This is a genomic window from Variovorax sp. ISS6 (genome assembly GCF_056523145.1).
The window spans coordinates 4645742-4669110 of the sequence record NZ_JAWRZC010000001.1 but is presented as its reverse complement, the minus strand read 5'-3'; the positions used below and the strand labels follow the sequence as shown (position 1 = coordinate 4669110).

General features: G+C 69.3%; 20 protein-coding genes and 3 tRNA genes. 16 read left to right on the top strand and 7 right to left on the bottom strand.

Annotated features, from left to right (window positions below; all coding sequences use genetic code 11):
- The first annotated feature begins 9 nt into the window (after nucleotides 1–9).
- The 6 genes from AC1HIL_RS21670 (at nucleotide 10) to AC1HIL_RS21645 (ending at nucleotide 6573) form a co-directional block, all read left to right on the top strand.
- Complete coding sequence (locus AC1HIL_RS21670; protein WP_479669978.1) at nucleotides 10–1104, top strand: acyl-CoA dehydrogenase family protein; 1095 nt, start codon at nucleotides 10–12, stop codon at nucleotides 1102–1104.
- Nucleotide 1105: 1 nt separating this feature from the next.
- Nucleotides 1106–2299 (top strand): acyl-CoA dehydrogenase family protein, encoded by a 1194-nt coding sequence (locus tag AC1HIL_RS21665; RefSeq protein ID WP_479669977.1) that lies wholly within the window; start codon nucleotides 1106–1108, stop codon nucleotides 2297–2299.
- 20 nt (nucleotides 2300–2319) lie between these two features.
- Nucleotides 2320–3537 (top strand): CaiB/BaiF CoA transferase family protein, encoded by a 1218-nt coding sequence (locus AC1HIL_RS21660; protein ID WP_057591636.1) that lies wholly within the window; start codon nucleotides 2320–2322, stop codon nucleotides 3535–3537.
- Between the two features lie 11 nt (nucleotides 3538–3548).
- Nucleotides 3549–4718 carry an acyl-CoA dehydrogenase family protein gene (locus AC1HIL_RS21655; protein ID WP_413763402.1) on the top strand — a complete coding sequence of 390 codons (1170 nt, stop codon included), beginning with the start codon at nucleotides 3549–3551 and terminating at the stop codon, nucleotides 4716–4718.
- Between the two features lie 26 nt (nucleotides 4719–4744).
- A complete protein-coding gene (locus tag AC1HIL_RS21650) occupies nucleotides 4745–5734 on the top strand; it encodes a Bug family tripartite tricarboxylate transporter substrate binding protein (protein WP_296730058.1) in 990 nt (329 codons plus the stop codon).
- Between the two features lie 68 nt (nucleotides 5735–5802).
- A complete protein-coding gene (locus tag AC1HIL_RS21645) occupies nucleotides 5803–6573 on the top strand; it encodes an IclR family transcriptional regulator (protein ID WP_057591639.1) in 771 nt (256 codons plus the stop codon).
- Nucleotides 6574–6577: 4 nt separating this feature from the next.
- Here the strand turns inward: AC1HIL_RS21645 and serB are convergent, their stop codons facing one another.
- Both serB and mfd read right to left on the bottom strand, forming a co-directional pair.
- Nucleotides 6578–7294, bottom strand: a complete 717-nt coding sequence (serB, locus tag AC1HIL_RS21640; RefSeq protein ID WP_479669976.1) for a phosphoserine phosphatase SerB — start codon at nucleotides 7292–7294, stop codon at nucleotides 6578–6580.
- Complete coding sequence (mfd, locus tag AC1HIL_RS21635) at nucleotides 7291–10770, bottom strand: transcription-repair coupling factor (protein ID WP_479669975.1); 3480 nt, start codon at nucleotides 10768–10770, stop codon at nucleotides 7291–7293. Before mfd ends, serB begins: the two co-directional genes overlap by 4 nt.
- 123 nt (nucleotides 10771–10893) lie before the next feature.
- On the opposite strand from mfd, the gene ispD reads away from it, so the two are divergent.
- Nucleotides 10894–11616 carry a 2-C-methyl-D-erythritol 4-phosphate cytidylyltransferase gene (gene ispD, locus AC1HIL_RS21630; RefSeq protein WP_057591644.1) on the top strand — a complete coding sequence of 241 codons (723 nt, stop codon included), beginning with the start codon at nucleotides 10894–10896 and terminating at the stop codon, nucleotides 11614–11616.
- 61 nt (nucleotides 11617–11677) lie between these two features.
- Nucleotides 11678–12166 carry a 2-C-methyl-D-erythritol 2,4-cyclodiphosphate synthase gene (gene ispF, locus AC1HIL_RS21625; protein WP_479669974.1) on the top strand — a complete coding sequence of 163 codons (489 nt, stop codon included), beginning with the start codon at nucleotides 11678–11680 and terminating at the stop codon, nucleotides 12164–12166.
- A gap of 18 nt (nucleotides 12167–12184) precedes the next feature.
- Here the strand turns inward: ispF and AC1HIL_RS21620 are convergent, their stop codons facing one another.
- Both AC1HIL_RS21620 and ompR read right to left on the bottom strand, forming a co-directional pair.
- Entirely contained in the window at nucleotides 12185–13597 is a 1413-nt protein-coding gene (locus AC1HIL_RS21620; RefSeq protein WP_479672430.1) for a sensor histidine kinase, read from the bottom strand.
- 73 nt (nucleotides 13598–13670) lie between these two features.
- Nucleotides 13671–14402, bottom strand: a complete 732-nt coding sequence (ompR, locus tag AC1HIL_RS21615) for an osmolarity response regulator transcription factor OmpR (RefSeq protein WP_057591647.1) — start codon at nucleotides 14400–14402, stop codon at nucleotides 13671–13673.
- Between the two features lie 254 nt (nucleotides 14403–14656).
- Here ompR and AC1HIL_RS21610 point away from each other — a divergent pair, with 254 nt between their 5' ends.
- Both AC1HIL_RS21610 and AC1HIL_RS21605 read left to right on the top strand, forming a co-directional pair.
- Entirely contained in the window at nucleotides 14657–14923 is a 267-nt protein-coding gene (locus AC1HIL_RS21610; RefSeq protein WP_479672776.1) for a hypothetical protein, read from the top strand.
- A gap of 102 nt (nucleotides 14924–15025) precedes the next feature.
- A complete protein-coding gene (locus AC1HIL_RS21605; RefSeq protein WP_172705481.1) occupies nucleotides 15026–15736 on the top strand; it encodes an SIMPL domain-containing protein in 711 nt (236 codons plus the stop codon).
- Nucleotides 15737–15784: 48 nt separating this feature from the next.
- On the opposite strand, the gene AC1HIL_RS21600 is transcribed toward AC1HIL_RS21605, so the two are convergent.
- On the bottom strand, nucleotides 15785–16555 hold the full coding sequence (locus AC1HIL_RS21600; RefSeq protein ID WP_422096822.1) for a 3-hydroxybutyrate dehydrogenase: 771 nt from the start codon (nucleotides 16553–16555) through the stop codon (nucleotides 15785–15787).
- A 68-nt stretch (nucleotides 16556–16623) separates the two neighbouring features.
- Here AC1HIL_RS21600 and AC1HIL_RS21595 point away from each other — a divergent pair, with 68 nt between their 5' ends.
- The 6 genes from AC1HIL_RS21595 to rimO all read left to right on the top strand — a co-directional run bounded on the left by AC1HIL_RS21595 (nucleotide 16624) and on the right by rimO (nucleotide 22825).
- Nucleotides 16624–17574 carry an alpha/beta fold hydrolase gene (locus tag AC1HIL_RS21595; RefSeq protein ID WP_479669972.1) on the top strand — a complete coding sequence of 317 codons (951 nt, stop codon included), beginning with the start codon at nucleotides 16624–16626 and terminating at the stop codon, nucleotides 17572–17574.
- Nucleotides 17575–17611: 37 nt separating this feature from the next.
- On the top strand, nucleotides 17612–19816 hold the full coding sequence (locus AC1HIL_RS21590) for a RelA/SpoT family protein (protein ID WP_057591685.1): 2205 nt from the start codon (nucleotides 17612–17614) through the stop codon (nucleotides 19814–19816).
- Between the two features lie 67 nt (nucleotides 19817–19883).
- Nucleotides 19884–19960, top strand: a tRNA-Val gene (locus tag AC1HIL_RS21585).
- A 408-nt stretch (nucleotides 19961–20368) separates the two neighbouring features.
- Nucleotides 20369–20737 (top strand): hypothetical protein, encoded by a 369-nt coding sequence (locus tag AC1HIL_RS21580; RefSeq protein WP_172705593.1) that lies wholly within the window; start codon nucleotides 20369–20371, stop codon nucleotides 20735–20737.
- An 81-nt stretch (nucleotides 20738–20818) separates the two neighbouring features.
- Complete coding sequence (gene phaR / locus AC1HIL_RS21575) at nucleotides 20819–21379, top strand: polyhydroxyalkanoate synthesis repressor PhaR (RefSeq protein WP_057591651.1); 561 nt, start codon at nucleotides 20819–20821, stop codon at nucleotides 21377–21379.
- Between the two features lie 39 nt (nucleotides 21380–21418).
- Complete coding sequence (gene rimO, locus AC1HIL_RS21570; protein WP_261210677.1) at nucleotides 21419–22825, top strand: 30S ribosomal protein S12 methylthiotransferase RimO; 1407 nt, start codon at nucleotides 21419–21421, stop codon at nucleotides 22823–22825.
- An 87-nt stretch (nucleotides 22826–22912) separates the two neighbouring features.
- Here the strand turns inward: rimO and AC1HIL_RS21565 are convergent.
- Nucleotides 22913–22997: transfer RNA gene (locus tag AC1HIL_RS21565), tRNA-Leu, on the bottom strand.
- A gap of 218 nt (nucleotides 22998–23215) precedes the next feature.
- A tRNA-Leu gene (locus AC1HIL_RS21560) sits at nucleotides 23216–23300 on the bottom strand.
- Nucleotides 23301–23369 lie beyond the last annotated feature (69 nt).

Sequence of the window (23369 nt, the reverse complement as noted above, 5' to 3'; positions counted from 1 at the left end):
GAGCACGCCATGATCGATTTCGCACTCGATGAGGAACTCGCGCTGGTGGCCGAGACGACCCAGCGTTTCTCCGACGAACAGTTGCTGCCCTCGCAGCGCGCCTTCGAAGCGCAGCGCGCGCTGCCCGAGGCCCTGCGGCGCGAGGCGGCCCAGATCGGCTTCGATCGCATCGACTGGCCCGAGTCCGCGGGCGGTGCCGGCCTCGGCGCGCTTGCGCGGGTGCTGGTGACCGAGCGGCTCGCGGCCGGCTGCCCCGGCGCGGCGCTGGCGCTGCAGCCGATCGGCGCGGTCGCGCAGGCGCTGCGGGCCTTCGGCGGCGAGGCGGCGCTGCAGCGCCATCTGCAGCCGCTGCTGGCACGGCCCGATGCGCGCGCGGCGCTGGTGTTCGATGCGCGCGGCCAATGGACGAGCGATGGCGATGCGCTGAGCGGCCATGCGGCCTGGCTGCCGACCGACCGCGTCGACCTGCTCGCGGTGCTGAGCCGCGACGGGCTGCGCCTGGTCACGCAGGGCATCGCGCTCGCCGAACTGCCCGGTGCCGGCCTGCGCGCCGCGGGCGCGAGCGAGCTGCGCGTGGACCGCGCGCCGGTCGAGGCCGCGTGGACCGACCCCGCGGCCGCCGCGCTCGCGCTGGCCCATGCGCGCGTGCAGCTCGCGGCGCTGCTGGTCGGCCAGATGCATGCGGCGGCCGACTATTCGCGCCGCTATGCGCTCGAGCGTGTCGCCTTCGGCAAGCCGATCGCGCACCACCAGGCGCTGGCTTTCCTGATCGTCGACATGCACAGCGCGGTCGATGCCGCGCGCCAGTTGCTGCACGAGGCCGCGTGGCGGCTCGATGCCGGCCGGCCCGCGCGCGAGGCCGCGGCCACGGCGCTGATCGAGGCGATCGAGAACGCGGTCTTCATCGGCGCCAACGCGGTGCAGATCCTCGGCGGCGCGGGCTTCATGCGCGACTACCCGGTCGAGAAGCAGCTGCGCGAGCTGCGCGCGCTGGGCCTGCTGCTCGGCGGCGCCGATGCCGCGCGCGACGACGCGCTGCCGGCCGCGATCGCCGCGCCGATCGACTTTCTTGCCACCACCGACCCAACGACCCAGGGAGCCTGAGATGGATTTTTCGATCAGCGCGGACGACCAGGCCCGCCTGCAGACCCTGCGCCGTCTCGGGCGCGACGAGATGCGGCCCGCGGGCTGGCGCGCCGACCGCGCGGGCGCACCGCTGCCGGTGGACGACCCCTTCTTCGTGCGCATGCTGGCCGAGGGCTTCGGCCGCACGCGCTGGCGCGCGGCTGACGCGGTACCCGACGGCGCGGATGCGCCCGCGCCCAACAAGGCCGGCTCGGCCGTGGCCCAGGTGCTGCTGGCCGAGGAGGGCGCCTACTGGGACCGCGGCATCGGCGTCGCGCTGCCGGGCCCGGGCCTGGGCGAGCCGCCGATCCTCTCGATGGGCACGCCCGAGCAGAAGCAGCGCTTTCTCTCGCCCTTCGTGAATCCGCAGCGCCCGATCTGGGGTGCCTTCGCGATGACCGAGCCCTCGGGCGGTTCCGACGTGGCCAACATCAAGACCCGCGCGCGGCGCGACGGCGACCACTGGGTGCTCGACGGCGCCAAGTCCTTCTCGGGCAACTCGGGCCGCGCCGAATGGACCGTGGTGTTCGCCACTATCGATCCGGCGCTGGGCCGCGCGGGCCACCGCGCCTTCGTGGTCGAGCGCGGCACGCCGGGCTTCGGCGACTTCCGCATCGAGAAGAAGATGGGCCTGAAGGCCTACGAGTCGACCTCCTTCTTCCTCTCGGGCTGCCGCGTGCCCGCGGCCAACCTGCTCGGCGGCGAGGCCTACTACGAGCAGCGCTCGGGCGGCTTCAAGGGCGCGATGAACACCTTCAACGCGGGCCGCCCGGCCATCGCCGGCATGGCGGTGGGCATCGGCCGCGCCGCGCTCGACGAGGCCGCGGCCTTCATGCAGGCCCAGGGCCTGGCCTCCGACCTGCGGCTGCGCGACCGGCTCGAGCGCTCGCGCCGCAAGCTCAAGGCCGCGCTGCTGATGGCGCTGCGCGCGGCCTGGCTGGCCGACCGGCGCCAGCCGAACATGCTCGAGGCCTCGGCCTCGAAGGCGCTCGCGCCGCCGGCCGCCTTCGAGGCCACGAGCTTCGCGATGGAGGTGCTGGGCCTCGCGGGTGGCCGCGGCGACCACCTGATCGAGAAGCTGTTCCGCGACGTGAAGGCGCTCGACATCGTCGAGGGCACCGGCCAGATCCAGCGCGTGGTGATGGCGCGGCATCTCGTGGGCCTGCCCAACTGAATCCCTCTTCCTTTCTCCCTATGACCGATACGACTTCCAACGCGCCCTCGGGCCCGCTCAAGGGCATCCGCGTGCTCGACCTCACGGCCGTGGTGCTCGGCCCGCTGGCCACCCAGATGCTGGCCGACTACGGCGCCGACGTGATCAAGGTCGAGCCGCCCGAGGGCGACATGATGCGCGCCAACGGCATCTCGCAGCACCCGGGCATGAGCTCGATCTTCCTGGCCGTGAACCGCAACAAGCGCTCGCTCGCGGTCGACCTCAAGTCGCCCGAGGGCGTGGCCGCGCTGCGCGCGCTGATCCCGCAGGTGGACGTGGTGGTGCACAACATGCGCGTGGCCGCGGTCGAGCGCCTCGGGCTCGGCTACGAGGCGGTGGCGAAGCTCAATCCCAAGGTGGTGTATTGCGCCGCCACCGGCTTCGGCCAGGACGGCCCGCACCGCGACAAGCCGGCCTTCGACGACATCATCCAGGCCGCCTGCGGGCTGGTGGGCGTGGGCTCGGTGGGGCGCGAGCAGCCCGACTACACGCCCAGCCTGATCGCCGACAAGACCACCGGCCTCGCGGTGTGCAACGCGGTGCTGGCGGCGCTGCTGCACCGCGAGCGCAGCGGGCAGGGCCAGTACGTCGAAGTGCCGATGCTCGAGACCATGGCGGCCTTCGTGCTGGCCGAGCACATGGGCGGCATGACCTTCCAGGGCTCGGCGGTGAAGGCAGGCTATCCGCGGCTGCTCGAGGGCGGGCGCAAGCCGGCGCGCACGCGCGACGGCTGGATCAGCATGCTGCCCTACACGGAACGCCACTGGCAGGCCTTCTTCGTCGAGGTCGGCCAGCCCGAGCTGGCCGAGCGCTACAGCATCGCCAACCGGCAGGAGCGCAACGCGCAGGTGCGCGCGCTCTACGGCCACCTGCGCGAGCTGTCGCCGCTGAAGACCACCGCCGAGTGGATGGCGCTGTGCGAGAAGCTCGACATCCCGGCCACGCCGATCTATGCGCTCGACGACCTGCCCGCGCATCCGCACCTGAAGGCCGTGGGCCTGTTCGAGGACGCGCAGCATCCGACCGAAGGACCGATCCGCCAGCTGCGGCCCACGGCGCGCTTCTCGGCCACGCCGACGCGCGTGTACCGCCAGGCGCCCACGGTGGGGCAGCACACCAGCGAGATCCTGCGCGAGGCCGGCCTCGGCGAGGAAGCCATCGCGCGGCTCAAGGCCGGCCGCGCGGTGGCCGGCGAGTGAGGGAGCGGGGCATGAACTTCGAACTCGACGACGAGCACCGCATGCTCAAGGACCTGGTCGCGCGTTTCGTGCGCGACGAACTGCTGCCGCTGGAGCCGGCGGTGCTGAAGCGCGAAGCCGAGGGCGGGCAGCTGATGCTCATGCCCGAGGAGCACGAGCGGCTCGATGTGCTCTCGCGCGAGCTCGGCCTCTGGGGGCTCGATGCGCCGGCCGAACTCGGCGGCTCCGACCTGCCGGTGACGGCGATGGTGGGCGTCAACGAGGAGCTCGGCAAGACCGTCGTGCCCTACGACCTGCCGCCCGATTCGCCGAACCTGCGCATGCTGCTGAAGACGGCCGACGCGGCGCAGACCGAGCGCTACCTCGCGCCCTATGCGCGCGGCGAGACGGTCTCGGCGATCGCCATCTCCGAGCCCGGCGCGGGCGCCGATCCGTCGGCGATGGGCACGCGCGCCGAGCGCGACGCGCAGGGCAACTGGGTGCTCAACGGCCGCAAGATCTGGATCAGCCGCGCCGCGCGCGCCGACTGGACCATCGTGATGGCCGTGACCGACAAGGCGCTCGGTTCGCGCGGCGGCATCTCGGCATTCATCGTCGACAAGGACACGCCGGGCTTCATCGTCGAGCGCCGCATCCCGATGCTCGGCGGCGTGTCGACCTACGAGGTGGTGCTGCAGGACTGCCGCGTCGGCGCCGGCCAGCTGCTGGGCAAGGAAGGGCAGGGCTTCGCGCCGATGCAGGCGCGGCTGTCGAGCCGGCGCGTGCAGATGGCGGCCTGGTGCATCGGCCGCGCCCAGCGCGCGCTCGACATGGTCTGCGAGTACGCGCCGATGCGAAAGACCTTCGGCGCGCTGCTGTCCGACCGCCAGAGCGTGCAGTGGGGCGTGGCCGATGCCGCCACGCGCATCCATGCCTGCCGCCTCATGACCTACGAGGCCGCCGCGCGCATCGACCGCGGCGAGGAGGCGCGTTCGCAGGTCTCGATGATCAAGGTCTACGCCACCGAGATGGCCTGGGACGTGATCGACATGGCGATGCAGGTCTTCGGCGCCATGGGCATGACCAAGGAAATGCCGTTGCAGCAGATGGCCAACGAGACCCGGCTGATGCGCATCTACGAAGGACCCAGCGAGGTGCACCGCTGGGTGGTGGCGCGCGAGCTCTTGGGCTCGCGGCGCTGAAGACAGGAAACCAGGAGACGACCCCCATGAGTGATTTCTCTCGCGACCGCCGCCGGCTGCTGCTCGGCACCGGCGCGGCGCTGGCCGGTGCCGCGAGCTTGCCCACCCTCGCGCAGGCGCGGGCCTTTCCCTCGCACGCGATGCGCTTCATCGTGCCGTTCCCGCCCGGCAGCGGCACCGACATCACGGCGCGCCTGTTCGCCAAGAGCATCGGCGACCTCTCGGGCCAGGCGGTGACAGTGGAGAACAAGCCCGGCGGCAACGGCTTCATCGGCGTGCAGACGGCGCTGAATCCGCCGCACGACGGCCACACGGTGTTCATCGGCAGCAACTCGACGCTGACCACCAATGCCGCCACCTTCCGCAAGCTGCCCTACGACCCGATCGCCGACTTCGCGCCGATCACGCTGCTGTCGCGCGGCGCCTGCCTGGTCATCGTGCCGGCGGCCTCGGCCCACCGTTCGCTGGCCGACCTCGTGGCCGATGCGCGCAAGCGGCCGGGCAAGCTCAACTACGCGAGCGGCTCCATGTCGTACACGCTCTACTCCGAGTGGTTCAACGAGATGGCCAAGATCAAGACCGCCGGCATCAACTACAAGGGCGCGGGCGAGGCCGTCAACGCGGTGCTCACGGGCGAGGTCGATTTCGCGGTGGTCGACGCCACCGGCGCCAACGAGCTCGCGCGCTCGGGCCGGGTGCGGCCGCTGGCCTTCACCGCGCCCAAGCGCTCGATCGTGCTGCCCGAGGTGCCCACCGTCGGCGAGGCCGGCTATCCCGACTACCTCGCGTTCAACTGGGTCGCGGCCGCCGTGAGTTCGAAGGCGCCGCCGGCCGCGCTCGAGCAGCTCGGCACGCTGTTCGCGAAGGCCGCGCAGACGCCCGAGATCCAGGCCTACTACCGCAAGCAGGGCACCGAACTGATCATGTCCTCGGCGCCCGAACTGCGCCGCTACCAGGCCGAGGAGATCGAGCGCTGGAAGCGGCTGGTGGGCATCACCGGCATCGAGTTGCAGTAGCATCGCGCGCGGTCCGGCCCGGGCGGTCGAGCGCGCAACATGCCGGCTGGGACCGCGGAGAACATGAAGTGGAGCAATCGGTCATCAAGACGGCGGGGCGGGTGTTTCAGGTGCTCGAGTACCTGCGGGAGGTGCGGCGGCCGGTGACGGTGCGCGAGATCTCCGAGCGGCTCGGCTACCCGCTGTCGAGCGCGCAGGTGCTGCTCAAGAGCGTCGCCACGCTGGGCTACCTGCGCTACGACTCCTCGCTGCGCGCCTACCTCGCCACGCCGCGCCTGGCCTCGATCGGCGACTGGGTGATGGACTCGATGTTCCAGGGCGGGCAGTTGCTCACCGTGCTCGGCGACATCGCGCGCGAGACCGGCTTCACCGCCATCCTCGCGGTCGAGAACGACATCTACGCGCAGTACGTGCACGTGATCTTCGGCAGCCGCGCGATCCAGTTCAACGTGCAGCCCGGCACACGCCGGCTGCTGTGCATGTCGGGCACGGGCTGGGCGCTGCTCGCGGCCAGCAGCGACGACCACGTGGCGCGCACCATCCATCGCAGCAACGCGCGCCTCAAGCCCGGCGGGCAGGACGTCGATGCCGACTACGTGAAGGCGCGCGTGCAGGAGACGCGCGAGCGCGGCTATGCGTTTTCGCGCGGCGTGGTCACCGAGGGCATCGGCATCATCGCGCTGGGCTCGGCCTCGAGCGCCTCGGGCGCGCGCTTCGCGGTCGGCGTGGGCGGCCTGGTGGAGCAGCTCGAGCGCGCGGCCGACACCGTGGTGCCGTCGATGCGCGAGCGGCTGCTGGGTACCGCGGCCAGGTCGCCGGCGGCCGGCAGCCCGGCCTGACCGGTCAGGGCCGGACGACCTCGAGCAGGCGGTCGAGCCCGCCTTCGTCGATCGCCACCATCGCCTGCTCGCGCACCTTGGGCTTGGCGTGATAGGCCACCGACAGCCCGGCCTCGCCCATCATCGGCAGGTCGTTGGCGCCGTCGCCGACCGCGATGCATTCCTGCGCCGAGATGCCCATCAGCGAGGCCACCTCGAGCAGGGTGCGGCGCTTCTCGGCGCCGTCGCAGATGTCGCCCCAGCTCTGCATCGCGACCTGGCCCGTGAGCAGGCCGTCGGCCTCGTCGAGCAGGTTGGAGCGCGCGAAGTCGATGCCCAGGCGCTCCTTCACGCGGTTGGCAAAGAAGGTGAAGCCGCCCGAGACCAGCAGCACCTTGAGGCCCGCCGCCTTGCAGGCGGCCACCAGTTCGGCCGCGCCGGGGTTGAGCTTCAGCCGCTCGTCGTAGACCTGCTGCAGCGCGCCGACCGGCACGCCCTTCAGCAGCGCGACGCGGCGGCGCAGGCTCTCCTTGAAGTCCTTGATCTCGCCACGCATCGTGGCCTCGGTGATCGCGGCCACCTCGGCCTTCTTGCCGACCGCGTCGGCGATCTCGTCGATGCACTCGATGCTGATCAGCGTCGAGTCCATGTCGAAGGCGATGAGCTTGAAGTCCTGGAGGGCGAGCGGCGGCGAAAAACGCTGCAGGACGAGGCCAGGGGAGATTTCTGCGACGGCGCTCATGCGGGAATGCTTTCCTTGGTGGTGGGTTGGCCCAGGCTGCGCAACACATCGCGCACCATCTGCGCACGCTCCTTCGGCTCCTTGAGCTCGCGCTCGATGCGCAGCTTCTCGTTGCCGGCCAGCTTGATGTGCTTGTTCTTCTGGATCAGGTGGATGATCGCCATCGAATCGACCGGCGGATCCTTCTTGAAGGTGATGTTGATGACGCCGGGCGCCGCATCGACCTTGACCACGCCGTAGGGCCGCGCGAGCACGCGCAGGCGGTGGGTGTCGATCAGGGTCTGGGCCTGCGGCGGCAGCTTGCCGAAGCGGTCGACGATCTCCTCCAGCAGGGTGTCGATCTGGTCGGGGTTCTTCGCGGTGGCGAGCTTCTTGTAGAACGACAGCCGCAGGTGCACGTCGCCGCAGTAGTCGTCGGGCAGCAGGGCGGGGGCGTGCAGGTTGATCTCGGTCGTGACCGACAGCGGCGACAGCAGGTCGGGTTCCTGCCCGGCCTTGAGCGAGCGCACGGCCTCGCTGAGCATCTCGTTGTAGAGCTGGAAGCCGATCTCCATCATGTTGCCGCTCTGGTTCTCGCCGAGCACCTCGCCGGTGCCGCGGATCTCGAGGTCGTGCATCGCGAGGTAGAAGCCCGAGCCCAGCTCCTCCATCTGCTGGATCGCGTCGAGCCGCTGCGCCGCCTGCTTGGTCAGGCCCTCGGTGTCGGGCACCATGAGGTAGGCATAGGCCTGGTGATGCGAGCGGCCGACGCGGCCGCGCAGCTGGTGCAGTTGCGCCAGGCCGAACTTGTCGGCGCGGCTCATCACGATGGTGTTGGCGGTCGGCACGTCGATGCCGGTCTCGATGATGGTCGAGCACAGCAACAGGTTGTAGCGCTGGGCCACGAAGTCGCGCATCACGCGCTCGAGCTCGCGCTCGGGCATCTGGCCGTGGGCGACGGCGATGCGCGCCTCGGGCAGGATCTCCTCGAGCTTCTGGCGCCGGTTCTCGATGGTCTCGACCTCGTTGTGCAGGAAGTAGACCTGGCCGCCGCGCTTGAGCTCGCGCAGCACGGCCTCGCGGATCACGCCGGTGCCCTCGTTGCGAACGAAGGTCTTGATCGCGAGCCGGCGCTGCGGCGCGGTGGCGATCACGCTGAGGTCGCGCAGGCCCTCGAGCGCCATGCCCAGCGTGCGAGGGATCGGCGTGGCGGTGAGCGTGAGCACGTCGACCTCGGCGCGCAGCGCCTTCATGGCCTCTTTATGGCGCACGCCGAAGCGGTGCTCCTCGTCGATGATCAAGAGCCCCAGGTTCTTGAACTTGACCGACTCCGAGAGCAGCTTGTGGGTGCCGACCACGATGTCGACGGTGCCCTCGGCCAGGCCCTTGGCGGCGGTCGAGACTTCCTTGGCCGAGCGGAAGCGGCTCATCTCGGCCACCTTCACCGGCCACTTGGCGAAGCGGTCGACCAGGGTCTGGTAGTGCTGCTCGGCCAGCAGCGTGGTGGGCGCGAGGAAGGCCACCTGCTTGCCGCCGGTGACGGCGATGAATGCCGCGCGCAGCGCGACCTCGGTCTTGCCGAAACCGACGTCGCCGCAGACCAGGCGGTCCATCGGCTGCGGCGAGATCATGTCCTGCACCACGGCATGGATCGCGGCCTTCTGGTCGGCGGTTTCCTGGAAGCCGAAGTCGTTGGCGAACACCTCGTAGTCGGCCGGCGAATAGCGGAAGGCATGGCCCTCGCGCGCGGCGCGGCGCGCGTAGATGTTGAGCAGCTCGGCGGCCGAGTCGCGCACCTGCTCGGCGGCCTTGCGCTTGGCCTTGTCCCACTGGCCCGAGCCCAGCTTGTGCAGCGGCGCCTCGTCGGCGCTGACGCCGGTGTAGCGGCTCACCAGGTGCAGCTGGCTCACGGGCACGTAGAGCGTGGCCTTGTCGGCGTACTCCAGGTGCAGCATTTCCTGCAGCAGCGGCTTGCCCTCGGCATCGCTGCCCTGGCCCAGGTCCATGTGGATCAGGCCGCGGTAGCGGCCGATGCCGTGCGCGGAGTGCACCACCGGGTCGCCCACGTTGAGCTCCGACAGGTCCTTGATCAGCGCCTCGACGTCGCTGACCTGCTCCTGCTTCTTGTTGCGGCGCCGGCCGGTGCTGCCGGTGGCGAACAGCTCGGTCTCGGTGACGAAGTCGATGCCCTGTTCGCGCCAGGCGAAGCCGGCCGCCAGCGCGGCGGTGGCGATGCCGATCTTCTCGTCGGCCGCGGCCTCGAAGTCGGCCAGCGAGTCGAAGGCCGGCGGGCTCACGCCGCTGGCGCGCAGGAAATCGAGCAGGCTCTCGCGCCGGCCGTCGCTCTCCGCGATCATCAGCACGCGGTGCGTCGTGGCGGCGATGTGGGCCTTGAGCCGCACCAGCGGATCGTCGGCGCCGCGCACCACCGAGAAGGCGGGCAGGGTGTCGAACTCCGCGAAGGGCGCGGCGTCGGCGGTCGATCGGATCGACAGCTGCGCATGCGGCTTCACGCGCTGGTAGAACTGCTCGGCGTTGAGGAACAGCGCCTCGGGCGGCAGCGCCGGGCGCTCGGGATCGCCGCGCACCAGGCGGTAGCGCTCGCCGGTGTCCTGCCAGAAGTGCTGGAACGCGGGCTCGAGCTCGCCGTGCAGCACGACGGTGGTGTCCTCGCCCAGGTAATCGAACACGGTCGCCGTCTCGTCGAAGAACAGCGGCAGGTAGTACTCGATGCCGGCGGTGGCCACGCCGTTGCCCATGTCCTTGTAGATGCGGCTCTTGGTCGGGTCGCCCTCGAGCAGCTCGCGCCAGCGGCCGCGAAAGCGCGCGCGCGCGTCGTCGTCCATCGGGAACTCGCGGCCCGGCAGCAGCCGCACCTCGGGCACCGGGTAGAGGCTGCGCTGGGTGTCGGGGTCGAAGGTGCGGATCGAGTCGATCTCGTCGTCGAACAGGTCGACGCGGTAGGGCACCGGCGAGCCCATCGGGAACAGGTCGATCAGGCCGCCACGCACCGCGTACTCGCCCGGGCTCACCACCTGCGTGACGTGGGTGTAGCCGGCCAGCGTGAGCTGCGCCTTGAGCTTGGCGTCCTGCAGCTTCTGCCTGGTCTTGAAATGGAAGGTGTAGCCCGCGAGGAAGGACGGCGGCGCCAGCCGGTAGAGCGCGGTGGTGGCGGGCACCAGCACCACGTCGGCTTCCTTCTGGCTGATGCGCCACAGCGTGGCCAGGCGCTCGCTGATCAGGTCCTGGTGCGGCGAGAAGCTGTCGTAGGGCAGCGTCTCCCAGTCGGGGAACAGGGCGCAGCGCAGCTCGGGCGCGAAGAAGGCGATCTCGTCGATCAGGCGCTGGGCATCGTTGGCGTCGGCCGTGAACATGGCCGTGGCGCGGCCGGCGGCCTTTTCGCGCCGCGCGAGCTGGGCCAGCAGCAGCGCGTCGGCCGACAGCGGGGGGCGCGGCAGCGTGAAGCGCTTGCCCGCCGTGAGGTGGGGGAGGTCCATGAAAGGCTTGCTGGAAATGCACAACACCCCGCGCCGGCTGGCGAGGGGTGTGCAATGGGGTCGATTCTAGAATGGCGGCCCTTCTTCTGCTTGTCGGCGCACCGGCCGACCGTCCGCTTCGCCATGTCTTCCTCCCGCCTCTTCGTGCTGATCCCGTGCGCCGGTTCCGGCCACCGTGCCGGCCATGCGCAGTCCCCGCAGCCGAAGCAGTACCGGCGGCTGGCCGGGGCGCCGATGGTGGCGCACACGCTGGAGGCCTTCCGCGCGCTGAACGGGCGCTTCGCCGGTATCGCGCTGGTGGTGGCGCCCGAGGACCGCGACGTGGACGCCGCGCTGCCGCTCTTCCCGCAGCAGGACGAGCACCTGCTGCGCGTGGGCGGCGTGACGCGCGCGGCCTCGGTGCGCAACGGCCTGCTGGCGCTGCGGCAGAAGGGCGCGGGCGCGCACGACTGGGTGCTGGTGCACGACGCGGCGCGCTGCCTCGTGACGCCGAGCCAGATCGAGGCGCTGGTCGCGGCCTGCGAGCACGATGCCGTCGGCGGCCTGCTGGCGCACCGGCTGGCCGACACGCTCAAGGTGTCGACGGCCGACAGCCGCGTGGCGCAGACCCTGCCGCGCGCCGACAAGTGGCTTGCGCAGACGCCGCAGATGTTCCGCATCGGCATGCTGCTCGATGCGCTCGAGCGCGTCGGCGACGCGGTGACCGATGAGGCTGGCGCGATCGAGGCAGTGGGGCTGGCGCCATTGCTGGTGCCGGGCAGCGCGCAGAACTTCAAGGTCACCTATCCCGAGGACTTCGCGCTGGCCGAGGCGTTGCTGCTGGCGCGCAAGAAGGCGGTCGCATGAGCGCCGCGCCGGGCCGCCCCAAGCAAGCTCGCACCGCAGTGCGAAGCACGAAGGTACTTCAATGAGCGATGCCTTCGACATCCGCGTCGGCGAGGGCTGGGACGTCCATCAGCTGGTGGCGGGGCGCAAGCTGATCCTCGGCGGCGTCGAGGTGCCGCACGTCGCGGGCCTGCTCGGTCATTCCGATGCCGACGTGCTGCTGCATGCGATCACCGACGCGCTGCTCGGCGGCGCGGGCCTGGGCGACATCGGCCGGCATTTTCCGGACACCGACGCGCAGTTCCGTGGCGCCGACTCGGCCGTGCTGCTGGCCGAAGCGGCGCGCCGCGTGCGCGCCGAGGGCTGGCAGATCGGCAACGTCGACAGCACCGTGATCGCGCAAGCGCCGAAGCTGGCGCCGCACATCCCCGCCATGCGCGAGCGCATCGCGCAGACGCTGGGCATCGCGGGCGAGCAGGTCAACGTGAAGGCCAAGACGGCCGAGAAGCTGGGCCCGGTGGGCGAGGGCCGCGCGATGGAAGCGCGCGCCGTGGTGCTGCTGCACCGCTGAGCGCGCGGTTCTTTTCTTTCAGAGCTTGCGGACCGGCGGCTGTGCGGGCCGCGGCGGCGCCGGCATCGCGCGCGGCATGCGGATGTGCGCCGCGAGGCCGCGTCCCGGCGTGCTGGTGAGCGCGAAGGTGCCGCCCATGCGTTCGATGTTCTTCGCCACGATCGACAGGCCCAGGCCCGCGCCGGCGGCCGATGTGCGCGCCGCGTCGCCGCGGAAGAAGGGCTTGGTGAGCTGCGCGAGCTGGGCCGGCTCCACGCCGGCGCCGCGGTCGCGCACCTTGATCAGCACCGCGTCGTTGCTCGCCTGTGCCTGGATCACCACGTCGGCGATGCCGGTGGCGGGCGTCTTGCCGTAGCGGCGCGCGTTCTCGACCAGGTTGGAGATCACGCGCGTGAGCTCGACCTCGTCGCCCATCACGCGCAGGTCGGGCGGCACGTCGACCGTGATGCTCATCTCCTCGTAGTCCTGCACGGCGTAGGTGCAGGAGTCGACCACGTCGCGCAGCAGGATCGGCTTGGGGTCGACATGGTCGGGCCGCGCATAGTCGAGGAACTTGTCGATGATCGCGTCGAGCTGCGCGATGTCGGCCGCCATGTGGTCGCGTGCGTCTTCATCGGCCACGCTCATCTCGGTTTCGAGGCGCAGCCGCGCGAGCGGCGTGCGCAGGTCGTGCGAGATGCCGGCCAGCATGATCGCGCGGTCCTGCTCGATCTTGGCGAGCTGGTCGGCCATGCGGTTGAAGCCGATGTTGACCGCGCGGATCTCGTTGGTGCGCGCGCGCTCGTCGAGCCGGTGCGCCTCGTACTCGCCCTCGCGCACCTGCATGGTGGCGCGCGAGAGCTGCTTGAGCGGCAGGTTGATGAGCCGCGTGATCAGCGCCGCGCCCGCGAGCGACAACGCCATGGCGGTGCTGAGCCAGACCAGCCAGGTGCGCCCGCCCACGCGGCTGAAGCGCGTGGGGTCGAGCAACAGCCAGTAGGTGTCGCTCTCGATCGTGAAGCCGATCCACAGGCCGGCCTCGTCGTTGACGCGGCTGGCCACCGTGGTGCCGGCGCCGAGCTGGTCGATCAGCTCCTCGGTCACGCGCTGGTCGAGCGCGCCGCTGGTGTAGGGCTGCACGCGGTCGTTGGGTTCGCGCGGCAGGATGCGCACGCCTTCCTGGTCGGCCAGCGTCTTGATCAGCGACACGCGCGTGATCGCGTCCGAGTACACCAGCGCCGCGCGCGTGAGGTTCACGAGCGAGGCGATCTGGTGCGCGGTCTGGATCGCGCGCGGTTCGTATTCGAGCGAGCGGAAGGTCTGCAGCCAGGCGACGGTGCAGCCGATCAGCAGGAGGGCGAGCAGGAAGAAGGTGCGCCAGAACAGGCTGAAGCCGAGCTTGAGCCCGGGGCGCCGGTCGCGCTGCGCCGCGCCCTCGAGCGGGCTGGGCATCGTGACCTGGGCGCCGTCCTCCTGGGGGACTTCTCTTCCGGTGGGGAGGCCGATGGCCACCGCTGGTGCCGCGTCAGGCCGTGCCGTCCGGCACGAAGACGTAGCCCACGCCCCACACCGTCTGGATGTAGCGCGGCGCCGCGGCGTCGGACTCGACCAGCTTGCGCAGGCGCGAGATCTGCACGTCGAGGCTGCGGTCGAAGGGCTCGAACTCGCGGCCGCGCGCGAGCTGGGCCAGCTTCTCGCGCGACAGCGGCTGGCGCGGATGGCGCACCAGCGCCTTGAGCATCGCGAACTCGCCGGTGGTCAGCGAGAGCTCCTCGCCGTCCTTCTTGAGCGTGCGCGAGCCGAGGTCGAAGGCGAAGGGACCGAAGGTGACGGTCTCGTTCTCGGTCGAGGGCGCGCCGGGCGCCTCGAGCGGCGGACGGCGGCGCAACACGGCGTGCACACGGGCCAGCAGTTCGCGCGGGTTGAAGGGCTTGCCGAGGTAGTCGTCGGCGCCGACCTCGAGGCCGACGATGCGGTCGACGTCCTCCCCCTTGGCGGTGAGCATGATGATCGGCGTGCGGTCGTTGGCGGCACGCAGGCGGCGGCAGATGGACAGGCCGTCCTCGCCGGGCATCATGAGGTCGAGCACGATCAGGTCGACCGTGTCGCGCAACAGGATGCGGTTGAGCGCCTTGCCGTCCTCGGCCACGATCACCTCGAAGCCTTCCTGGGTCAGGTAGCGGCGAAGCAGGTCGCGGATGCGGGCGTCGTCGTCGACGATCACGATCTTGTCGGTGCGAGCGGGAACTTGAGTCATTTCAACAACATCGAATTTGTAACAACGCCGATTCTGAAGGCGTTGGAAGCCGGTTGAGCCGGATTTGCTTTGACCTTGACACTAAGTTACAAAACTTGCGACCGCTCGCGGTCCAGTCATCCGATGTAAGCGTGGCGGTGGCACAGTGCCTCTGCCCTATGACTTTTGCGCAGAGACTTCATTCATCCGCCGCACCCCTGCTTCTGCTCGCGTGTGCCTGTGTGCCGTCGATCTCGGCGGCCGAATTCCTTCGCGTGGCCGATGGGCGCCGCTACGACCTGCGGGCCGCGGTGGCCGCGCACCGCGCCGCGCAGCGCGACGAGATGCGCCGCGGCGAAGCCATCGCGGGGCGGCGCCTCACGCCGGCCGAGCTCTACGAATTGCGGCAGCAGGTGCGCGGGCAGTGGACCGCGCCGGGCATCTCCGCGCATTCGGCAGAATCGCAGCCGGCCGAGCGCATCGTGCCGGCACCGATGCCGGCCGCGCGGCTCCTGCCCGTGCCGCGCAGCCAGCGACCTTGAGCGCAGTGCGCGAGCCACGGCTCGCGCCGCGAGGGCGGGTGCACCGAGCACCCGTCTTCTTCTCGTACGTCGTCGACGTACCTACAACCTGGGAGAGCCATCTTGAAAAGAACCATCACCTTGATCGCGGCGTGCGCCGCCTGGGCCGGCCTGGCCGGCACGGCCATGGCGCAGAACGCCGTCATGGCGCCGCCGCAGAACGTGCTGCAGCTCAGCGCCAACGGAACCGTCGAGGTGCAGCAGGACCTGCTGAGCATGACGCTCGTGACCACGCGCGACGGCACCGATGCCGGCAGCGTGCAGACGCAGCTGAAGGCCGCGCTCGACGCGGCGCTGACCGAGGCGCGCAAGAACGCGCAGGCCGGCCAGCTCGACGTGCGCACCGGCAACTTCAGCCTGTCGCCGCGCTACACGCGCGAAGGCAAGATCAACGGCTGGCAGGGCACGGCCGAACTCGTGCTCGAGGGCCGCGACTTCCCGCGCATCGCCCAGACGGCCGGCCGCATCACGACGCTGACCGTCGGCAACGTGGGCTTCGGCCTGAGCCGCGAGCAGCGCGCCAAGACCGAGGCGGAGGCGCAGACCCTCGCGATCGACGCCTTCAAGCAGAAGGCGACCGAGCTCTCGAAGAACTTCGGCTTCGCGGGCTACACGCTGCGCGAGGTGTCGGTGAACGCGAACGACGGCGGACCGATCCGCCCGCGCATGATGGCGGCCGCGGCCAAGTCCTTCTCGGCCGACGCGCAGGTGCCGATCGAGGCGGGCAAGACCAGCGTGGTGGTCAACGTCTCGGGATCGGTGCAGCTCAAGTAAAAGGGCCGCGGGGCGGGGCGCGTGGCGCGCCTCGCCCATGCATTCTTCTTATTGAGCGGTCCAGCCGCCGTCCATCTGCCAGGCCACGCCGCGCACCTGGTCGGCCGCGGGCGAGCACAGGAACACGGCGAGCCCGCCGAGCTGTTCCACCGTGGTGAACTGCAGCGAGGGCTGCTTCTCGCCCAGCAGGTCGTTCTGCGCCTGCGTGGCGCTGATGCCTTCGCGTGCCGCGCGGTCGTCGATCTGCTTTTGCACCAGCTGCGTCAGCACCCAGCCCGGGCAGATCGCGTTGCTCGTGATGCCGGTGGTCGCGGTCTCGAGCGCCACCGACTTCGTGAAGCCGACGATGCCGTGCTTGGCCGCCACGTAGGCCGATTTCTGGGCCGATGCCACCAGCCCGTGGGCCGAGGCGATGTTGATGACGCGGCCCCAGTTGGCTTCGCGCATCGCGGGAATCGCCAGCCGCGTGGTGTGGAAGGCGCTCGTGAGGTTGATTGCGATGATCGCGTCCCAACGTTCGGGCGGGAAGTCCTCGACCTTGGCCACGTGCTGGATGCCGGCGTTGTTGACCAGGATGTCGACGCGCCCGAACTTGTCGGCCGCGAACTTCATCATGTCCTCGATCTGGTCGGGCTTGCTCATGTCGGCGCCGTGGTACTCGGCGCGCACCCCGAGCGCCGCGATCTGCGCCTTGGGCGCCTCGGCGTCGCCGAAGCCGTTGAGCACGATGTCGGCGCCCTGCTGGGCGAGGGACGTGGCGATGGCGAGCCCGATGCCGCTGGTGGACCCCGTGACAAGAGCGGTTTTGCCTTTGAGCATGAAGATGAATCTCCGGATGAATTAGGATGCGACGAGAAGATTATCCGCACCAGAACGGCCCTGTTTCCATGACCGAACCGACGCTTCACCACGTGGCGTGCAACGACACCCACGGCGGCCACCGCATGGCCTATTGGCAGTGGGGCGACGCGGGCAGCCCGCACCTGGTGCTCTGCGTGCACGGTCTGACCCGGCAAGGCCGCGATTTCGATGCGCTGGCCCGTGGGCTCGTGGCGCGCGCCGAAGGCCGGGTGCGGGTGGTCTGTCCCGACGTGGCCGGCCGCGGCGCCAGCGACTGGCTGCGCGATCCGGTGGCCTACCAGGTGCCGCAGTACGCGGGCGACATGGTGGCGCTGCTCGCGCAGCTCCAGCAGCAGCATCCGATCCAGACGCTCGACTACGTGGGCACCAGCATGGGCGGCCTGATCGGCTTCGTGCTGGCCGGGCACAAGGAACTGCCGCTGCCTGCACCGGTGCGGCGCTTCGTCGTCAACGACGTCGGTCCGACCATCGAGGCGGCGGCGATCCAGCGCATCGCGGCTTACGTAGGGCAGGGCGGCCGTTACGACAGCCTGCAGCAGGCGGCCGACGCGTTGTGGGCGATCTCCACCAGCTTCGGTCCGCACACGCCCGAACAGTGGCTCGAATTGACGCGGCCCATGGTGGTGCCGGCCTCGCAGCGCAGCGCCGATGGCATGGCCAAGGTCGATGCGCCGGCCAGCACGGACGGTCCGTGGATGCTGCATTACGACCCGGCGCTCGCGGTCGGCCTGCGCGCCATCACGCCCGAAGCCGCGGCACAGGGCGGCGCCATCATGTGGGGCCTCTACGACGCGATCACGGCGCGCGTGCTCGTCACGCGCGGCGCCCAGTCCGACCTGCTGTCGCGCGAGACCGCCACCGCGATGACTCAGCGCGGCCCGCGCGCCACGCTGGTCGAGTTCGAAGGCGTCGGTCATGCGCCGACCTTCGTCGATCCCGCGCAGGCCGCGGTGGTCGCGGACTTTCTGTTCGATTGAGGGCGGCGTGAAGCGCGAGTCCTCCAGCCTCCAGGGGATGCCGGCTTCGGACGGCATCGTCGTCGACTATCCGCTGTCGGCGGCCACCGCTGAGCGCTCGCCGGTGATGGAGAACATGCTCGCGCGGGCGCGCGCCTTCGCCGAGCCGCTGATCGCCGACGAACTGCTCGACACCGGCGAGAACGCGCTGGCGCATGCCGACGCGGTGGCCGCCATCGTCAAGAAGATGGGCGGCTCCGAGGCCATGCAGGGCGCGAGCTACCTGGTCTACGCCTGTTCGCACCTCAACCGTCCGCAGGAAGTCATCGCCAAGGTCTTCGGCGACAACTTCGCGGCGCTGGCGGTGGAGACCACCAAGCTCGTGCGCGTGCAGGAACAGGCTCGCGCGGCGGCGCGCGCGCACCAGAACGAAGGTGCCGGCGCGCAGACCGAGAACGTGCGCAAGATGCTGCTGGCGTTCTCGCGCGACCTGCGCGTGGTGATGCTGCGCCTGGCCTCGCGCCTGCAGACGCTGCGCTACGCGGCCGCGAGCAAGAAGCCGGTGCCCGAGGGCGTGGCGCGTGAATCGCTGCAGGTGTTCGCGCCGCTCGCGAACCGGCTCGGCATCTGGCAGGTCAAGTGGGAGATCGAGGACCTCTCGTTCCGTTTCCTCGAGCCCGAGACCTACAAGCTGATCGCGCGCCTGCTCGACGAGAAGCGCATCGAGCGCGAGAGCTACGTCGAGCAGTTGCGCTCGCGGCTGGAGCGCGAGCTGCATGCCGAGGGCATCGGCGCGACCGTGCAGGGGCGGCCGAAGAACATCTACAGCATCGTCAAGAAGATGCGCGGCAAGTCGCTCGATTTCGCGCAGGTGTTCGACATCCTCGCGCTGCGCGTGGTGGTGCCCGACGTGAAGGACTGCTACGCCGCGCTGGCCTGGGTGCATTCGCACTTCCAGCCGATCGACGAGGAGTTCGACGACTACATCGCGCGGCCCAAGCCCAACGGCTACCAGTCGCTGCACACGGTGGTGCGCGCGCTGGTCGATGGCCAGGTCGGCAAGCCGATCGAGATCCAGATCCGTACCGAGGAAATGCACGACCACGCCGAGCACGGCGTGGCGGCGCACTGGGCCTACAAGGAAGCCGGCCACAAGGGCTACGCGGGCGTGTGGGCCAGCGGCGAGTACGACGCCAAGATCGCGGTGCTGCGCCAGCTGCTGGCCTGGGAGCGCGACCTGTCGGGCGGCCTGCAGGGCCAGGGCCTGTTCGACGACCGCATCTACGTGCTGACGCCCGACGCGGCGATCGTCGAGCTGCCGCAGGGCGCAACGCCGGTCGACTTCGCCTACACGGTGCACACCACGCTGGGCCACCGCTGCCGTGGCGCGCGCGTCGACGGCGCGATGGTGCCGCTCAACACGCCGCTGTCGAACGGACAGACGGTGGAAGTCATCGCGGCCAAGGAGGGCGGCCCCTCGCGTGACTGGCTCAATGCGGAGCTCGGCTACCTTGCGAGCCATCGGGCGCGCGCCAAGGTGCGCGCCTGGTTCAATGCGCAGATCACGCACGAGACGGTGGCGCGTGGCCGCGAGGCGGTCGAGAAGCTGCTGCAGCGCGAAGGCCGCACGGCCATGCGGCTCGAGGACCTCGCATCGCAACTGGGTTTCAAGTCGGCGGACCAGCTGTTCGAAGTGGTCGGCAAGGACGAGTTCTCGCTGCGCAACATCGAGACGCTGCTGCGTCCGCCCGAGCCGCCGGCGAATCCCGACGACGGCGTGCAGATCAAGAAGCCGCGCGCCAGCGAGAAGTCGGGCAAGGGCGGCGTGCTGGTGGTCGGCGTGTCCTCGCTCATGACGCAACTCGCGAAGTGCTGCAAGCCGGCGCCGCCCGATGCCATCGCGGGCTTCGTCACGCGCGGCCATGGCGTGAGCGTGCACCGCGTGGACTGCAGCAACTTCCGCACGATGGCCGCGCGCGACGGCGAGCGCGTGATCGACGTGGAGTGGGGCGCGACCAAGGGCGACGCGCCGGTCTACGCGGTCGACGTCGCCGTGGAGGCTGCCGACCGGCAGGGCCTGCTGCGCGACATCTCCGATGTCTTCGCGCGCGAGAAGATGAACGTGATCGGCGTGCAGACGCAGTCGGTCAAGGGCACGGCCTGGATGACCTTCACCGTGGAGATCGCCGATGCGGCGCGTCTCGCGCAGGTACTGGGCGTGGTCACGGCGGTGGCCGGCGTGCGATCCGCGCGACGCCGATGAAAAAGGGGCGGCCGCCCCGAAAACCGCCATTTCTCCTGCTATACTTTCAGCTTCTCGAAACAATCGCAGGCGCGTAGCTCAGCTGGTTAGAGCACCACCTTGACATGGTGGGGGTCGTTGGTTCGAGTCCAATCGCGCCTACCAAATCTCCCTCTGAAGAAGACCAGTCTTCAGGCCCAACGGGAGATTTCGGGGAGATTCCTCTCCCTTGCAATGAAGCTCGAAGCTTCGTCTCCCGTCTCCTCATCCAACCGGTGATTCTGGTGTGGCGTGACGCCGATGCGTCGCCTCCAGGCGACCGGCTTTGCGAGAGGGAAGGAAGATCCTACCCGTGGGTAGAATTATTTCCATCGATCTGTCCGGGCCTCGTCCGGGCGCCATTCCCCCGATCGGCCGTCCGCTGGATTGGCGGCCTGACCTTCGGCCGGATTCCCGTGGTGGCAATCGTCCATTTGGATGTCCGCCGCAGGCCACCGCCGGGCCATTTTCTTGTGCTAACTTGGCTGTCGTGCAGAGCCTTTTTTCTTTTCATTTCTCCCTGGGGATCGCCCGATGAACGCGCGATCGATCGCGATGGATCGCGAGCGCGCGCAGGCACGCCTGGCCGCGTTGATGAAGCAGGCGCCGATCGAGTTCGCGCGGGCCGTCTACGGCATCAACGATCGTGCGAGCGGCCGCCTCGACACCATGGCGGCACGCGAGGTCGAGCGCGCGGCGCGGCAGGGCATGCCGGTCACGCAGGAGCGCGCCGAGCAGCGCGCCCGTGCCTACCTGCCGACGGCGGGCCATGAGCACTGCCCGCGTTGCTGGGTCGTCTATGGTCACAAGAGCCCCTTGCGCTTCCGCGAGGAGGCGGCGGAGCGGCCCGAATCGGCCGCCTGCGCGGCTTGCGGCGCGGAATACGCCACCGCCGCCGAGTGAGCGCGCGGCCGGCGGGCGCACGCGGTCAGGGTAAACCTTGTCGCGATGCAGCAAAACCGCTCCCTAGAATCATCCGATGACATGGGCGTCCATGTGAAGGAGTCCGCAGTGCAGAGCAAGAAGTCCGGGGTCAAGCCGGTACAGCGTGTGATCAAGAAGTACCCGAACCGAAGGCTCTACGACACCGAGACGTCCACCTACATCACGCTCACCGAGGTCAAGCAGCTGGTGATCGAGCGCGCCCAGTTCGTGGTGCGCGACGCCAAGACCGGCGACGACCTCACGCGCAGCATCCTGCTGCAGATCATTCTCGAAGAAGAGGCGGGCGGTGCGCCGATGTTCACCGAGCAGGTGCTGGCCAACATCATCCGCTTCTACGGCCAGGCCATGCAGAGCTACATGGCGCCCTACCTCGAGAAGAACATCCAGGCCATGACCGAGGTGCAGGCGCAGCTCGCCGAGAAGGCCGAGGGCCTGACGCCCGAGATGTGGTCGCGCTTCATGAGCATGCAGTCGCCGATGCTGCAGGGCCTGATGGGCAACTACGTGGAGCAATCGAAGAACGTCTTCCTGCAGATGCAGGAGCAGATGCAGAAAAGCACCGAGCAGGTATTGGGCGCCTTTGGCATCAAGCGTCCCTGAAATACCGGTGGCCCCGGATAGCTGGGACAATAGGAGGCTATGAGCGAAGTTGCCTCCCACGAAAAAACAGCCACGATGGCCGCCCCCAAGGTCGGCTTCGTGAGCCTGGGCTGTCCCAAGGCCCTGACCGATTCCGAATTGATCCTCACGCAGCTGAGCGCCGAGGGCTACCAGACCGCCAAGTCCTTCGAGGGCGCCGACCTGGTGATCGTCAATACCTGCGGCTTCATCGACGATGCCGTCCGGGAAAGCCTCGACACCATCGGCGAGGCGCTGGCCGAGAACGGCCGGGTGATCGTCACCGGCTGCCTGGGTGCCAAGACCGGCGACCAGGGCGGCAATCTGGTCAAGCAGATGCACCCCAGCGTGCTGGCCGTCACGGGCCCGCATGCCACGCAGGAGGTGATGGATGCGGTGCATGCCAACCTGCCCAAGCCGCACGATCCCTTCGTCGACCTGGTGCCCAACAGCTTCGGCGTGGCGGGCCTCAAGCTCACGCCGCGCCACTATGCCTATCTGAAGATCAGCGAGGGCTGCAACCATCGCTGCACCTTCTGCATCATTCCCTCGATGCGCGGCGACCTCGTGTCGCGGCCCGTGGGCGACGTGCTGAGCGAGGCGAAGGCGCTGTTCGAGGGTGGCGTGAAGGAACTGCTGGTGATCAGCCAGGACACCTCGGCCTATGGCGTGGACGTCAAGTACCGCACCGGGTTCTGGGACGGCAAGCCGGTCAAGACCCGCATGCTCGAGCTGGTGCGCACGCTCGGCGAGATCGCCGAGCCCTATGGCGCCTGGGTGCGGCTGCACTACGTCTACCCCTATCCGAGCGTGGACGAGGTCATTCCGCTGATGGCCAGCGGCAAGGTGCTGCCTTACCTCGACGTGCCGCTGCAGCACAGCCACCCCGATGTGCTGCGCCGCATGAAGCGTCCTGCCAGCGGTGAGAAGAACCTCGAGCGCATCGCGCGCTGGCGCGAAGTGTGCCCGGAACTCGTGATCCGCAGTACCTTCATCGCCGGTTTCCCGGGCGAGACGGAAGAGGAGTTCGAGCATCTGCTCGACTTCATCCGCGAAGCGCGCATCGATCGCGCGGGCTGCTTTGCCTACAGCCCGGTCGAGGGCGCCACCGCCAACGACATCCCCGGCATGCTGCCCGAGGCCGAGCGCGAGGCGCGCCGCGCGCGCTTCATGGAAGTGGCCGAGGCGGTGTCGATCGCCAAGCTGCAGGAGCGCGTGGGCGCGACGATGCAGGTGCTGGTCGACTCCGCGCCGGCGCTGGGCCGCAAGGGCGGCGTGGGACGTACCTACGCCGACGCGCCCGAGATCGACGGCACCGTGCGGCTGCTGCCGCCCGAGAAGATCAGCAAGACGCTCAAGGTGGGGGAGTTCACGCGCGCGCGCATCGTGGGCGCCGAGGGGCACGACCTGATCGCGCTGCCCGTTTGATGATTCGAACGGACAAGAAAAAAGCCACCGTGAAACGGTGGCTTCATTCGAAGAATCTCAAGAACCTTTTGAAGCTGCTCTTGGATCTGGTGCCCAGAAGAGGACTCGAACCTCCACGATGTTACTCGCTAGTACCTGAAACTAGTGCGTCTACCAATTCCGCCATCTGGGCATTTCAGGAAAGCCTACGAGTATATCAAATCAAAAACGATTTTCTCGCGGGCTCGCAATTTTGTGCGCACGATGATGCGTTCACGACACAGGCATCGATGCGCGGACTGACCGCGCGCGCGCCGACGTCGATGACGACCATGATCGGAGCGGGCAAGAAAAAAGCCACCGGAGACCGGTGGCTTGAATCGAAGGACTCGGTGAGAGTCTATTTAAACTTGGTGCCCAGAAGAGGACTCGAACCTCCACGATGTTACTCGCTAGTACCTGAAACTAGTGCGTCTACCAATTCCGCCATCTGGGCCCGCATACTTGCCGAAGCAGGTACGCTTTGAATTTCAGGAAAGAAGGAGATCATATCAAAAATAATGTC